Consider the following 14,002-nt stretch of genomic DNA (forward strand, 5'->3'; position numbering starts at 1 on the left):
ATATGAAAAGTTTTGATTGTAATTTTGTACAAAAATAAGGATAATTATGTCAAAAGGCAAACATCATAAAGTCTTAAAAGATTTAAGCTTTAGAATGTAAGTTTTACGACTTTAAAACCAAATCATTATGGCAATTATTATAACAGACGAATGCATTAACTGTGGAGCTTGCGAACCAGAATGCCCAAATACTGCAATTTACGAAGGAGCAGATGACTGGAGATATAAAGACGGAACAAAGATTAAAGGAAAAATAATTTTACCTTCAGGTGAAGAAGTAGATGCAGATGCTGCTCAAACTCCAATATCTGATGATTTATATTATATCGTTCCTGGAAAATGTACAGAGTGTAAAGGTTTTCACGATGAACCTCAATGTGCTGCTGTTTGTCCAGTAGATTGTTGTATTCCTGATGAAAATCACGTAGAAAGTGAAGAGGTCTTGTTAGAAAGACAAGCGTTTTTGCATAAAGAATAAAGTATATTTTACTTCAAAAAAAAATCCTGTTCAATTTAATTAAACTGAACAGGATTTTTTTTGATTTTTACTTTTGAATAATATCATATTTTGTAACCGTTACCTTATCGGTTTTATCGTTATAAGTTTCTAAAATCAGATTTCCATCGGCATCAAAATAACCAAATGATGTGTTGTTTTTAGTTTTATAAATATAATTATTATTCGATGTTTTTCGTAAAATTGCAGCTTCTATTCCTTTAGGAAAATACATTGTATATCCTTTTTTATCGGCAACAACTTGATATTTCACACCATTTAGATCATAATAAGCAGATCGGTCAACATCGATCACTTTTGTTACTCCATTTTCAGCAATTTTTGTTGTTTTTGTAACTTGTACAGGTGTTTCTTTTGTTTCTTTATTTAAAACAGTAGTATTAGCATCCATTAATTCAATGTTTTGAAGTTCATGAACTTCTTGGGTTGTCACCGTTTTTTTTTCTCCATCAGAATCATTAACTGTTGTAACTGTAGTTTGTACTTCTGATTTTACATTTTTATTCTGTGCTTGACTATTTATTGAAAATAAAATTGCGATGATTCCAAAAACTAAATTTTTCATGATATATTTATTTAAAGATTAACGTATTACAAATTTAAGACAAATTGAAGCTTAGTTTTTGTAGAATTATGAGTAATAGTTTTATAATTCACATGTTGAAAAAAGGGATAGTTGCTAGATAAACGAAATTTAATTTTTAAAATAATATTTGATTTAATTAAAAAGAGCCATCTTTCGACAGCTCTTTTTAAATTTATAGGGTAATGAATTAGAAATTAAATCCAAGTCGAGCATAATAATAGGCTCCGTTGAATCCCATTTGCACAGCATCCCAATATCCGCCAGCTTCTGTGTTTCCTTGTTCATCTTGTTTGTCAGGATAAATATTAAACAAGTTATTGCTGCCAAGTGTTAGTTTTAATTGTTTGGTCATTTGGTATCCAAAAGTCAAATCAGTTGATATCTTTGGATTGTAAACATCATTTTCGTCTCCATAATCAACTAATACTACTTTGCTGAAACGAGTAAAAGCCAATCCTGAATCGAATTTTTTATTGGAATAATTAAGATTTAAACCAAATTTATTTTTAGGTGCCGAAGCTAATAAAAAGGCTTGTTCACGGGCTCCAAAAAATGTTTCGGCATCAAGATTGCCATTGTTAACTATTGTTATTTTCATGTCATTTATGTTGCCAACAAGTGTTGCACTTAAATTTGAATAACCAAATCTTTTCTTCCAAGCTAGAACAATGTCTAAACCGAATGTTTTCGTATCGGCAGCATTGGCAAAAAATTGTGCTTTATCTACTCCTAATCCTTTTCCAGAGGCATCAAAATAGCTAGTCAATACAATCCTGTCTTTTACTTTTATCATGTATCCGTCTACAGTAGCTGTAAAATCACCAAATGAAGAAGTCAAACCTAACGATCCATTTACTGCAGTTTCTTCATTTAGATCTTTAATTCCAAAAGATTTTGTTACTGGACTATTGTTTGGTGAAAGTAAAATTTCTGTAGCACCATTAGAATCAATATTGGTAAAGTGTAAACCATAATACGATTGTACTAATGACGGAGCTCGAAATCCAGTACTTACCGAACCTCTTAAATTTATTTTATCAGTTATTTTGAGTCTTGAAGCTAATTTTCCGTTAATGGTATTTCCAAAATCACTGTATTTTTCGAAACGTACCGCTGCACTCAATAAAAAACTTCGTGTAATGTCAAATTCAGAATCGGCATATAGCGATAAGTTGCTACGATTTTTGTCAACTACATTACTAGGACTATATCCTGGGAATCCTTGAGAGCTTCCAGGTCTTGGGTCTCCTGAAATCGGATCAATAGGAGGAGATTGTGTTGCTGGATTGGTGATTGGCTGTCGATTAGTATCGTAAGTGGTATATGACCCTTCTTCACCTGCGAAAATTTTGAATTCTTCAGTGCGATATTCAGCTCCAAAAGCGATATTCATTCCTTCCAAAACTGTATCATAATTTTTGGAAAAATCAAAATTGGTGGTGTTTTGTGCTAAACTATGTCCACCTGCATCAAACTCTAATGGGGACGCTTCTAATAAGGAAGGATTCATGGTCCCTTTAATAGCATAATGAAATTTATTGATCCCGTAGGTATTGCTGATGTCTACTTTCCAACCTCCGGAAGTTTCGGTAGTAATTCCTGCAGTAAGTGAGTTATCAAGAATTATAGAAGTAATTCTAGGAGTATAACCACCAGGGTAAACAGATTCTACCACATTGGCAGCACCGCTATTTCTTGTAAAGGCATAGGCATCGGTATCTCGATAATTTCTTCCTCCAAAAGCATAAAATTTAGTCTTATCCGTAATTGGAACAGCCATGTTAACAGTAAAATTGTAACTATCCATTGAAGCTTCTCCAAAACCTTTTCTAAAATCATAACCAGGTCTAAATACTTTTTCTTTACTAAAATACTCAGTAGTAAAGTTTGCAAACCCCCCTTTGTCACCAATTTCAACACCATAATTTGCACCAACTTTGATAGTGTTTCCATCTAAAGATTTGTTTTTACCATACGAATTACCATTGCCATTTTCATCCAATCGATAATCTTTTGTATTAGCCGTCCCAGGTAAAAAGTCCCCTTTTGCTTTAGTATTAAAAGTTCCATAAGTTACAGAACCCGTTAATTCATCTACATTGTCATTCAAGACGATATTTATCACACCAGCAATCGCATCTGAACCATATTGCGCCGCTGCACCATCTCTTAATATTTCAATTCTTTTTATAGATGAAGCCGGGATGGCATTCAAATCGGTTCCAGTATTTCCTCTACCACGAGTTCCATAAAGTGTCACGAGTGAAGATTGGTGTCTTCTTTTACCATTGATTAACACTAGTGTTTGATCGGGTCCCATTCCTCTTAAAGAGGCGGGATCAACATGATCCGCTCCATCAGATCCAGATTGTTTGTTGGCGTTAAACGACGGTGCGATGTATTGTAGCAATTGATTAATTTCAATTTTTCCACTTTGTGTCGTTAGATCTTTCATGTTAATTACATCAATGGGAACCGCTGAGTTCACAACAGTTCTTTTGGAGTTTCTGGAACCGACAATCTGCACTTCTTGTAATTCTTGTCCACTAGATTTTAAAACACAATCAATGTTGTTTGAAAGCGCCACCTTTTTTTCGATATTTTCAAATCCGATATAACTAAAAATTAAAGTCGAATTTTCTTTTACATTTATCTTATATATTCCATTTATGTCGGTCGAAGCACCGTTGTTAGTTCCTTTTTCGATAATGTTCACTCCGGGTAATACAGTGCCAGTATTGTCTGTCACTGTGCCTGAAATCTCTTTTTGTGCAAAAAGAAATGTGACATTCAGAAAAAAAAGTAAAGTAATTTTTTTCATAATGAGTTGTTTTTTTATGGTTTGAATTAAAACGCAATTTAAGATTAATGGTAACAAAAAAAGGGATAATTGTTGTTTTTTTTAATTTTTTGACTCAGTTTTTCTAATAAAGTAAAAAATCAATAGTAGATTTACTCAATTTGGATAAAGGCCTGTTCTTTTTAAGAATAATAAAAAAAATAGGTCTTTTAGATAAATCTGTAGTTTTTAGGAACTAACATTTATTAAATCTTATATTTGCAAACTTTTAAAGGAGATATCAAAAATCACAGTTAAATAGAGTCTGTAAAATAAAAACATCATGAAAGCAGGAATTGTAGGATTACCTAATGTTGGAAAATCAACATTATTCAATTGTTTATCTAATGCCAAAGCACAAAGTGCTAATTTTCCGTTTTGTACTATCGAACCAAACATAGGTGTGGTCAATGTGCCAGATCCTCGAATCAATAAATTAGAAGAACTAGTAAAACCAGAACGCGTTCAAATGGCGACTGTAGATATTGTAGATATTGCAGGATTGGTTAAAGGAGCGAGTAAAGGAGAGGGTTTAGGAAATCAATTCCTTGGAAACATTAGAGAGTGTAATGCTATTATTCACGTTTTGCGTTGTTTTGATAATGATAATATTGTTCACGTTGACGGTAATGTAAACCCAATTCGTGACAAAGAAACTATCGATATCGAGTTGCAGTTAAAAGATTTAGAAAATGTAGAAAAACGTCTCGAAAAAGTAAATCGTGCTGCCAAAACGGGTAATAAAGAAGCGCAAACCGAAAAAGCACTTTTAGACCGAATTAGAGAAAATTTATTACAAGCAAAATCGGCCAGAACGATAACTCCTCAAAACAATGACGAAGAAGTTTTATTGGAAAGTTTTCAGTTAATCACTGCAAAACCCGTTTTGTATGTGTGTAATGTAGATGAAAATTCAGCGGTAAGTGGAAATAAGTACGTGGACCAAATTCGTGAATTGGTAAAAGACGAAGATGCAGAGGTAATCATTCTTTCAGTAGGAGCAGAGGCAGATATAACTGAGCTAGAAAGTTACGAAGAGCGTCAGGTTTTCTTAGAAGATATGGGATTAACAGAGCCAGGTTCAGCAGTATTGATTCGTGCAGCTTATAAATTACTGAAACAACAAACCTATTTTACGGCAGGTGTAAAGGAAGTTCGTGCTTGGACCATCAATATTGGATCTACAGCGCCACAGGCAGCTGGAGTGATTCATACCGATTTCGAAAAAGGATTTATCCGCGCTGAAGTAATTGCATATGAAGACTTTGTTCAATACGGTTCTGAATCCAAATGCAAAGAAGCTGGGAAATTCAAAGTCGAAGGAAAAGAGTATATCGTGAAAGATGGTGATGTAATGCACTTCCGTTTCAACGTGTAGCCTAGTCAAAAGGCTTTTATATAAAACACAAAACTGTTCAAGTAATTGAGCAGTTTTTTTTTTGGACCTCTTTCCAGCTTTGCAATAAACCATTTTCCAGGTTAATTATTTTTGTAAGGCAAAAAAGAGGCAGTGTAAATCATAGGTTCAATCTGTTTTAACTTTGCTAATTTTATTTTTCAGAAATAGCAAATAGCAATTTCTGAAGACTTTTATCCGTTACTTTTTATGTGAATTATAGTAGATTAGTGACTATTTATTCCCAGTAATTATATAACTATTAGTGATAATAATGAAATTAATTTGTTTTAAAATTTCATAACTTTGAACCTATTCTAATACAGCAACAACAGTGAAAGTTATAAACTTTTTATCTAAAACAGGATTTATAATAAAAGAGAGTGGTCTTGCTTTCTTAGATGACAATGCCATTAAATTAAGTGCTGCATTATCGTATTATACCATTTTTGCACTGCCGCCATTACTGATAATAATTATTACAATTTGTGGTTTTTTCTTTGGAGAGGAAGCTGTTTCAGGACAATTATACAGTCAGATTGATTCAATGGTTGGAATTGAGGCTTCATTTCAAATTCAAGAAGCTATTAAAAATGTAGCACTTTCCGATAGTAATGTTTTTGTAACTATTTTTGGAGTGGTCATGTTGCTTATTGGGGCATCTGGGGTCTTTGCTGAAATTCAAAGTTCTATAAATTATATATGGGGAATAAGTGCTAAACCTAATAAAGGAATAAAAAAATACATCAAAAACAGATTAATGTCCTTTTCCATGATTGCTTCTGTGGGATTTTTAATGTTAGTTAGTTTGATGGTGAATACATTTTTGGATGTTGTGAGTGTACGTATTAAAATCTATTTTCCAGATAGTTTTTTCTATTTTTTTTATGTGATTAATATTATAATTGTATTTGTTATCATTATGATATTGTTCAGCATCATTTTCAGAACACTTCCCGACGGAAATATAAAAAGGGAAGATGCCATAATTGGTGCGTCATTTACTTCCTTACTTTTTCTAATAGGTAAATTTGTAATTGGTTTTTATTTAGGCAGCTCATCTATATCTTCTGTATACGGAGCAGCAGGTTCCGTAATAATAATTCTGGTTTGGGTTTATTATTCGGCTATAATTCTGTATTTTGGAGCAGAATTCACCAAAGTATATGCTGAAAATTTTGGAGGTGGTATCCATCCCAATAATTATTCAGTAGAAATTAAAAAACAAATAATAGAAATTGATCCAACTTTAAATAAAAAAACATGAAAATCATCGCGTTTGGAGCCAGTCCTAGTAAAAATTCTATCAATAAAAAATTAGCCACTTATGCAGCTTCACTTTTTAAAAATTCCCAAGTAGAAGTGTTGGATTTAAATGATTTTCAAATGCCACTATTTAGTGTTGATATCGAAGCAGAAATTGGTCAACACGATAATGCAAAAGCATTTCTCGCTAAAATAGCCACTGCTGATTTTCTAGTAATTTCATTAGCCGAAAACAACGGGAATTATTCCGCTGCTTTCAAAAATATTTTTGATTGGTGTACCCGAATTCAGAAAGAAGTTTTTCAGAAAAAACCAATGTTATTAATGGCAACTTCGCCAGGAGCGAGAGGTGGAGCAAGTGTACTGGAAATAGCGAAAAATGCATTCCCTCGTTTTGGAACTGAAATCAAAGAATCGTTTTCCTTACCCAATTTTAACGACAATTTTAATATTGAAAAAGGAAAGATTTCAAATCTAGAATTGGATGAACAATTGAAGGAGATTATAAGAGGTTTTTAATTCAATTCAGTCAGGTTTTGTACTTTTATGATGCATAACTACTTGCGGGAATGGAATTTCAATGCCTTCTTTATCAAATGCTTCTTTTATTCGTTTTCTAAATTCACCAGTGACTTCCCATTGTCTATTGGGAATGGTTTCACCTAAAACTTTCAAAGAAATGGCTGAATCTCCTAAATCGTTAACTCTAAGAAATTGCGGTGGAGTTATTAGAGCTAATTTCCAAAAAGGATCCTCAAACATTTGGTTTCCTGTTGTGTTGATAATTGCAATAGCATGATCTAAATTAGTGTTATAGGCAACCCCAATGTTAAGGTTTATTCTTGCAAATTGTTTGGACCAATTTGAAACTTGTTTTACTTCACCATGCGGAATATGATGTACAACACCATCTAAATCACGCAGAGTTGTCATTCGTAAAGTAATGCGTTCCACCGTTCCTCCGAGGGAATCAAATTTTACAACATCACCAATTCGGTATTGGTTTTCAATAATAATAAACAATCCTGTGATTATATCACGAATTAAGTATTGCCCGCCAAAACCAAAAGCTAATCCAATAATTCCTGCTCCAGCTAATAATGGTCCAATTTCCATTCCAATTTCTTGAAGCACCATCAAACTTGAAATTGAAAGTAATGCTATAAAAAAAGTAGCACTAAAGATACTAATCAAGGTGTTCTCACGTTTTTTTTCACTTTCATCGTTTGAATTAAGATCAGGAAGAACAAGTAGACGAACTGTTTTTTCAATAAATTTATGAATAACTTTATTGATAAGGTAAAATCCGATTATAATAAGTATAATTCTTAGACCGTGTGTTAGTATCCAAGGTTCTAGGGTTGTAGTCCAAAAAGAGAGTTGTTTCTGCATGTAAATTGTGTTTATTAATGATTGTATTTTGTTACACTTTGAAAAGTAAAAAAGAGAACAAAACCTTATTGTTTACCATGTTTTTCTAAAAAAATAATGGCGCAAATTTACGAAAAAAATAGTGTTTAATCGATAGCTTTAAAGATAACCTCTATTCCCATAAAAGTTAAAAAGAAGTATAATTTACTTTTTTTTTTGATACAAATTCCTATTGGAACTGAGAATTTGCTAGAGCTAGTGTATTATTCAATTTAATAATATGTTCCTTTTAATTTATTGCAACTTATTTTACTACGAGTTTTTCGCACCTGCCAGCAATAAATGTGTTTTTTATTTTCTGTCAATCATCTTTTTAAAAAGGGATACGATTGTCAAAACTATAATTCCCACAGTAAGCCCGACGAGAAATTCTTTTATAATTGAGGGTAATTGTGGCATTAAATGATGTAAAAAATCAATATTATGTACAAATATCCCACCTGCAACTAGTAGCAAAGCAATCGTACCTATTACTGACAAGCTTTTAATGACTTTTGGCAATGCTGTTACAAGAATGTTTCCTATTTTTTTTGACAGACTATTTTCATTTGTACTTCGCTGAATAAGCATAAGACCTGCTTCATCCATTCTTACAATAATTGCGACTATACCGTAAACACCTATTGTTGCTATAATGGCGACTATAGAAACTACAATTATTTGTGAAAGAATAGGTTTTCCAATTACGCTCCCCAGAGCAATAATTACGATTTCTACGGATAATATAAAATCAGTAACTATGGCGGATTTTATTTTTTCCTTTTCAAGAGCTAAAATTTCTACTTTTGTTAAGGGTTGTATTGTGATAGTTGTTTTTGATTGTTGATGTGGAAATAAATATTCATATATTTTTTCTGTCCCTTCAAAGGCTAAAAAAACACCACCTAACACCAATATTATGATGATAGCAAATGGTAAATAGGCACTTAATAAAAAGGCGATTGGCAAAATGATTAATTTATTTAACAAGGAACCTTTTCCAATGGCCCATAATACAGGCAGTTCTCTTGAGGATATAAATCCAGAAGCTTTTTCGGCATTAACGGCCAAATCATCTCCTAAAATTCCCGCCGTTTTTTTTGTGGCAATTTTACTCATTGCTGCAACATCATCCATTATAGTTGCAATATCATCGAATAGTGCGAAAAAACCTGATGCCATGTTTTTTTTTTTTATTAACTCGGTTTATTTTGTATAGCAAGTATAAATTTAGGTATTCTTATTGTATAGTGCTGCTAAACTACTATTTTTTGGTATACTCTATTTATAAAAACACTAATTTTTTACATTTAATACTGATCTAACTTTTCGGGTTATTTATAACTACTGTTTTTGATTACTTTTGAAATAAAAAGTATCATGGGTTTCAAACATCTTTTTAAAGCAAAATTAGACTGGTTAATTACTGAAAAAGAAGAGGGAGTGACCCTTAAGATCTTTAGTAAAAGTCATACTATTGCTATTGAAGGTAAAACGCTATTACATGTTTCTGCAGCCAAGGTTTTCAAGGGTGATCCAACTTTGTATAATCCAGAAGATTTGTTGCTAAGTAGTGTTGTTTCTTGTCATATGATGTCTTATTTATATGTTTGCGAGCAAAATGGAATCGAAATAATTTCATATTCAGACTCAGCGGAGGCAACTCTCGAGGTTTTAGCTAATGGCAGCGGACGTTTTGTTAGTATTCAATTGAATCCAATAGTAATAATTAGGAACAAAGAAAAATTGGTTGAGGCGCTAAACCTGCATAAACAAGCAAACAAGCTCTGTTTTATTGCGAATTCATGTAATTTCCCAATTGAACATTTTCCAATCTGTGAAGTAGTAGCTACTAACACTTAGAATTTTTCAATTTGTCTTTTGATAATTCGACACCTTTGTAATAAACATCAATTATCCTTTTTTTTTGGGAGCAGCACCATTTTTTTTATAATGAAAACCACTCCTGCTGTCCGCTATATCCACGCCAAAAAGCGTGGGATGTCGCTCCCATCAGGGCTATAATTCACGTTTTTATTTTCATAATGACTAAGCGAATAGAAATCCTAGAAGCACTTCTTTTTCCGTGACTTTGCGAATCATATAACAATCGATATGGCACATTTAGTCTAAAACCACTCTATCGTAATTTTGTGAATGTGTGAATTATGCAAACTATTGAATTAGTTGTGTAACACTTATTAGTTTAATAAAAGTCAACTTTGTAATTATCAATTATCAATTATCAATTATTAAAGGGAAGTACTCTTTAAAATTTAATTTAACAGATCCATAAAATGAAAAATAATAAAACAAAAAAAATCATAGGATTCTTTGCTATGCTAACCGTTTTACTGGTAATGGGATGCAAAGAACAAGCTAAAGAACAACCTGCGAATAAGGAAGTTATCGTTGTGCCAGCACCAGCACACCCTGTGATCATAGAAAAAGCAGTTCCTGATAACTCGACAACCATTAAATTGGATAAAAACGGATTAGAAGTCGATGCGAAAAAAGTAAATGTTAAAGTAGAATAGGGAAAAATTTATCCCAGTACTTCGTAACTACATTACAGCTAAATTTAGATTTCACATTTATAAGTTAGAATACTAGGTTGTAAATAGTTGCAAAATCGTGCCCCGATAGCTTTATCGGGGCACGGTTTTGATTATAAAGTTGAAACTCTTTTTCATTACATACTAAATTTTATAGTTAACTCATTGGGTGAATTTCTATTTGTATTTTTTAATCACAAAAATTCATAGATTTCACTATTATAATTAAGATGTTTCACTTCGACATAGCAAATCCTAGCCATGTGTTTCCAAGTTTTGGACGATTTCACTCTTTTTTCAGTGTATCTATACATTTGCTTATTATTAAAAATCTTGTTTTCAATAATTTTACCCAATTGCTTGTAAAAATATATATATATATTATAAGTTGTAGATAGTTTTCGTTCAATCGGGCGGGGCTCATTAAAATTTAAATATAAGCCTGAATTATCAATTCGTTTTGAAAGAATAGTTGAGGTATATAAATCAACGTAATCTATTGGCCTAAAAGGTCAAATTTCGACTTAAATATTTGTAAAAACATGTCAAACAACGAGTTGGTTAATCAATATAAATAGATAAATATTATATGAATTATTTTTATTACTTGAAAATTTGTCATAATTTGTGTAAAATATTTCATTAATTTATATAAGGATGATTAAAGGTACACCATCTTACAATGATTTGCTTACTAAAGTTAATGATCAAGAATTATTGATTGAACAAATAAAAAGCAATAATACTTCTTTAATACAATATGAAATGCTTTTTAAAGAGGCATTAGATTTTATGTGTGTATGTGGAACCGATGGATATTTTATTGAAGTTAATCCTATTTTTATAGAAGTTTTAGGATATACCGAACATGAATTAATATCCGCACCTTTTATTGATTTTGTTTATTATGAAGATTTAGAGAAGACTAAATATGAATTTAATAAAATATTTAAAGGGAATCCTACTGTAAATTTTGAAAATCGATATGTTAAAAAGAATGGAGAAACTGTTCATTTGCAGTGGAAGGCAATTTTGAATTTTTCAAATAATATTGTTTATGCAATTGCGCGCGAAATAACAGATATAAAGATCACTCATGACAAATTAATTGCAAGCGAAAGGCTGCTTAATGAGGCTCAAAAAATCGCTAAATTAGGGGTGTGGGAGTTTAATTTGACAACAAACGAACTAATATGGTCTGATGAATTATATTCAATTTTTGAAATTGAAAACAAACCCAACCCTAACTTGTATTCTGAATATTTATTTCGGTTTACTAAGGAAGATTTAGAAAAACTTAATGCTAACATCAATCAAGCTATTATTAGTAAAGAACCTTATGAAATTGAGCATCAATTACTGTTACCCAATAATACAATAAAATGGGTTTTAGGTACTGGAATTCCTGTTTTAGACGAAAATAAAAATGTGGTTTCTTTAAGGGGAATAGCCAAAGATATAACTCAAAAAAAACAAATTGAGGAAACAATTAAAGCCAAAGATTTAGCTCAAAGTGCCAATAAAGCCAAATCAGATTTTCTTGCTAATATGAGCCATGAAATTAGAACTCCTCTCAATGGAATAATAGGATTTACGGAATTATTGTTGCAAACAGACTTAGATAAAAATCAATTGGACTATATGTCAAGCATCAATAAATCTGGAGAGCTATTAATGGAACTAATTAATGATATTTTAGATTTTGCTAAAATTGAATCGGGGAAATTGGAATTACACATTGAAGAAATAAATTTATTTGAATCAATTTATCAAATTATTGATGTTTTCAAACTCATTGGCGTTCAAAAAAATATTGAATTAATTGTAAATATTGACAAAAATGTTCCTCAATTTATTTTTATAGATGAAATACGAATAAAACAAGTCTTAGTAAACTTAATTAGTAATGCTTTTAAGTTTACTTATTTTGGTAAAATACAATTAGACATAATTCAAATATCAGAAAATACAGATAACTTGTCAACAATACAATTTTCAGTAAAGGACACTGGTATTGGAATTCAAGATATAAATCAAACAAAAATATTCAATTCTTTTGTTCAGGAAGATAGTTCAACTTCACGAAAATATGGAGGTACTGGATTAGGTTTAGCAATTTCAAATCAAATTTTGGGATTAATGAATAGCAAACTTGAATTGATAAGTAAATATGGAGAAGGAAGTGATTTTTTCTTTACAATAGAAGTTTTAAAATCAAATAATTTAGACTTAATAAATAACTTACCGTTAAACTTAATTGATGATAAAAGGATTATTTCTTCGTATTTTCAAATTAAAGATTTTAAAATTTTAATTGTTGAAGATAATAATATTAATATGTTGCTCATTAGAACACTATTAAAAAAAATGATGCCCAATTGTACCTTAATAGAAGCTACAAATGGTAATGAAGCTATCCTTAAATTTATTTCAGAAAACCCCAATCTAATATTAATGGATATTCAAATGCCAGAAAAAAATGGATATGAAGCTACTGTTGACATTAGAAAAATTAACAACTCTAATTTAGTACCTATTATTGCTTTAACCGCTGGGATAGTGACTGGAGAAAAAGAGAAATGTATAGAATTTGGGATGAATGATTATCTATCTAAACCAATTATTAAGGAGGAATTAGAAAAAATATTGATGAAATGGGTGAAGTAAATTATTTTATCTAAATGATAATTGCGATGTTCTTTTCCGTAAGTTCCTATCGGGATAATACAGTTTGGGTATATATTATATAGTTTCAATTACATTCTCTTGTAACCTTCTAGATTTTGGTGTAATTTCAATTCGGTTAAAATCGTCTTCCGAACCGTACCCTATTGCCATTGCAAATAGAGGTTTGTATGCTGACATGTTAAGAATATCCATGTATTTATCGGATTCAATTCCTTCCATTGCTGTTGAATCTAATCCTAATGCAATACTGGCAGTCAAGCCAACTCCTAAGGCGATATACACTTGTTTGGACAACCATATTTTCAAATCGTTTTCTGGCATACTGGCTTTAATTTGGTTGTACCAATTCCTGCTTGTATTTGAAAATTCGTGATCAACCACTTTTTGAAAAGCATCAAAGTCATCTACTACACTAAAAATAACTAATAGTTTAGCTTGGTTTATTTTTTCTTCATTGTGCATTGAAACTGAAGCTAATTTTGCTTTAATTTCTTGATTTTGTACAAATGTGAATTTCCAGGGTTGAATATTTATAGAAGAAGGAGTGAGTCGTAAAATCTCTTTCAAATCTTCAATTTTATCTAGTGGTATTTCTTTGACAGAATTGTATGTCTTTGCTGTATATCTTTTTTTTATTAATTCTAAAATATTCATAGATTTATTTTTTTTTCTTTTTAAAGGATCAATTATAGATACAAAGTTAAGGTAATCCATGGATTTTACAATTTGATTGTTGTTTTTAACG

The 14,002-nt window shown here is 31.2% G+C and carries 12 protein-coding genes; 7 read left to right on the top strand and 5 right to left on the bottom strand.

What is annotated here, in order from left to right:
- The first annotated feature begins 127 nt into the window (after window positions 1-127).
- Window positions 128-478 carry a 4Fe-4S dicluster domain-containing protein gene (locus E0F76_RS09050; RefSeq protein ID WP_132004512.1) on the top strand — a complete coding sequence of 117 codons (351 nt, stop codon included), beginning with the start codon at window positions 128-130 and terminating at the stop codon, window positions 476-478.
- A 67-nt stretch (window positions 479-545) separates the two neighbouring features.
- Here the strand turns inward: E0F76_RS09050 and E0F76_RS09055 are convergent, their stop codons facing one another.
- Window positions 546-1,082, bottom strand: a complete 537-nt coding sequence (locus tag E0F76_RS09055; protein ID WP_132004515.1) for a hypothetical protein — start codon at window positions 1,080-1,082, stop codon at window positions 546-548.
- A gap of 208 nt (window positions 1,083-1,290) precedes the next feature.
- Entirely contained in the window at window positions 1,291-3,924 is a 2,634-nt protein-coding gene (locus E0F76_RS09060; protein WP_132004518.1) for a TonB-dependent receptor, read from the bottom strand.
- 301 nt (window positions 3,925-4,225) lie between these two features.
- Between E0F76_RS09060 and ychF the strand changes: the two genes are divergently transcribed.
- The 3 genes from ychF (at window position 4,226) to E0F76_RS09075 (ending at window position 7,123) form a co-directional block, all read left to right on the top strand.
- Entirely contained in the window at window positions 4,226-5,320 is a 1,095-nt protein-coding gene (gene ychF / locus E0F76_RS09065) for a redox-regulated ATPase YchF (protein ID WP_132004521.1), read from the top strand.
- Window positions 5,321-5,672: 352 nt separating this feature from the next.
- Window positions 5,673-6,605 (top strand): YihY/virulence factor BrkB family protein, encoded by a 933-nt coding sequence (locus tag E0F76_RS09070; RefSeq protein ID WP_132004524.1) that lies wholly within the window; start codon window positions 5,673-5,675, stop codon window positions 6,603-6,605.
- Entirely contained in the window at window positions 6,602-7,123 is a 522-nt protein-coding gene (locus tag E0F76_RS09075) for an NADPH-dependent FMN reductase (protein WP_132004527.1), read from the top strand. Before E0F76_RS09070 ends, E0F76_RS09075 begins: the two co-directional genes overlap by 4 nt.
- 6 nt (window positions 7,124-7,129) lie before the next feature.
- Here E0F76_RS09075 and E0F76_RS09080 read toward each other — a convergent pair whose 3' ends face one another.
- Together E0F76_RS09080 and E0F76_RS09085 are read right to left on the bottom strand one after the other, a co-directional pair.
- Entirely contained in the window at window positions 7,130-7,996 is an 867-nt protein-coding gene (locus E0F76_RS09080) for a mechanosensitive ion channel family protein (RefSeq protein ID WP_132004530.1), read from the bottom strand.
- A gap of 330 nt (window positions 7,997-8,326) precedes the next feature.
- Window positions 8,327-9,196 (bottom strand): DUF808 domain-containing protein, encoded by an 870-nt coding sequence (locus E0F76_RS09085; RefSeq protein ID WP_132004533.1) that lies wholly within the window; start codon window positions 9,194-9,196, stop codon window positions 8,327-8,329.
- A 198-nt stretch (window positions 9,197-9,394) separates the two neighbouring features.
- Here E0F76_RS09085 and E0F76_RS09090 point away from each other — a divergent pair, with 198 nt between their 5' ends.
- The 3 genes from E0F76_RS09090 to E0F76_RS09100 all read left to right on the top strand — a co-directional run bounded on the left by E0F76_RS09090 (window position 9,395) and on the right by E0F76_RS09100 (window position 13,236).
- A complete protein-coding gene (locus E0F76_RS09090; protein WP_132004536.1) occupies window positions 9,395-9,877 on the top strand; it encodes an OsmC family protein in 483 nt (160 codons plus the stop codon).
- A gap of 434 nt (window positions 9,878-10,311) precedes the next feature.
- Window positions 10,312-10,551 (top strand): hypothetical protein, encoded by a 240-nt coding sequence (locus E0F76_RS09095; protein WP_132004538.1) that lies wholly within the window; start codon window positions 10,312-10,314, stop codon window positions 10,549-10,551.
- Window positions 10,552-11,226: 675 nt separating this feature from the next.
- Window positions 11,227-13,236 carry a histidine kinase dimerization/phospho-acceptor domain-containing protein gene (locus E0F76_RS09100; RefSeq protein ID WP_132004540.1) on the top strand — a complete coding sequence of 670 codons (2,010 nt, stop codon included), beginning with the start codon at window positions 11,227-11,229 and terminating at the stop codon, window positions 13,234-13,236.
- A gap of 75 nt (window positions 13,237-13,311) precedes the next feature.
- On the opposite strand, the gene E0F76_RS09105 is transcribed toward E0F76_RS09100, so the two are convergent.
- Window positions 13,312-13,911: a nitroreductase family protein gene (locus tag E0F76_RS09105; protein WP_132004543.1), complete on the bottom strand. Its 600-nt coding sequence runs from the start codon at window positions 13,909-13,911 to the stop codon at window positions 13,312-13,314.
- Window positions 13,912-14,002 lie beyond the last annotated feature (91 nt).

The organism is Flavobacterium cellulosilyticum, assembly GCF_004349355.1.
Classification (GTDB): Bacteria; Bacteroidota; Bacteroidia; order Flavobacteriales; family Flavobacteriaceae; genus Flavobacterium; species Flavobacterium cellulosilyticum.

Bases quoted from the DNA above. Each gene is read 5' to 3' on its own strand.
- E0F76_RS09055 (WP_132004515.1), bottom strand. From the start codon at position 1,082: ATGAAAAATTTAGTTTTTGGAATCATCGCAATTTTATTTTCAATAAAT.
- E0F76_RS09060 (WP_132004518.1), bottom strand. From the start codon at position 3,924: ATGAAAAAAATTACTTTACTTTTTTTTCTGAATGTCACATTTCTTTTT.
- E0F76_RS09050 (WP_132004512.1), top strand. From the start codon at position 128: ATGGCAATTATTATAACAGACGAATGCATTAACTGTGGAGCTTGCGAA.
- E0F76_RS09095 (WP_132004538.1), top strand. From the start codon at position 10,312: ATGAAAAATAATAAAACAAAAAAAATCATAGGATTCTTTGCTATGCTA.
- E0F76_RS09100 (WP_132004540.1), top strand. From the start codon at position 11,227: ATGATTAAAGGTACACCATCTTACAATGATTTGCTTACTAAAGTTAAT.
- E0F76_RS09080 (WP_132004530.1), bottom strand. From the start codon at position 7,996: ATGCAGAAACAACTCTCTTTTTGGACTACAACCCTAGAACCTTGGATA.
- ychF (WP_132004521.1), top strand. From the start codon at position 4,226: ATGAAAGCAGGAATTGTAGGATTACCTAATGTTGGAAAATCAACATTA.
- E0F76_RS09105 (WP_132004543.1), bottom strand. From the start codon at position 13,911: ATGAATATTTTAGAATTAATAAAAAAAAGATATACAGCAAAGACATAC.
- E0F76_RS09090 (WP_132004536.1), top strand. From the start codon at position 9,395: ATGGGTTTCAAACATCTTTTTAAAGCAAAATTAGACTGGTTAATTACT.
- E0F76_RS09075 (WP_132004527.1), top strand. From the start codon at position 6,602: ATGAAAATCATCGCGTTTGGAGCCAGTCCTAGTAAAAATTCTATCAAT.
- E0F76_RS09085 (WP_132004533.1), bottom strand. From the start codon at position 9,196: ATGGCATCAGGTTTTTTCGCACTATTCGATGATATTGCAACTATAATG.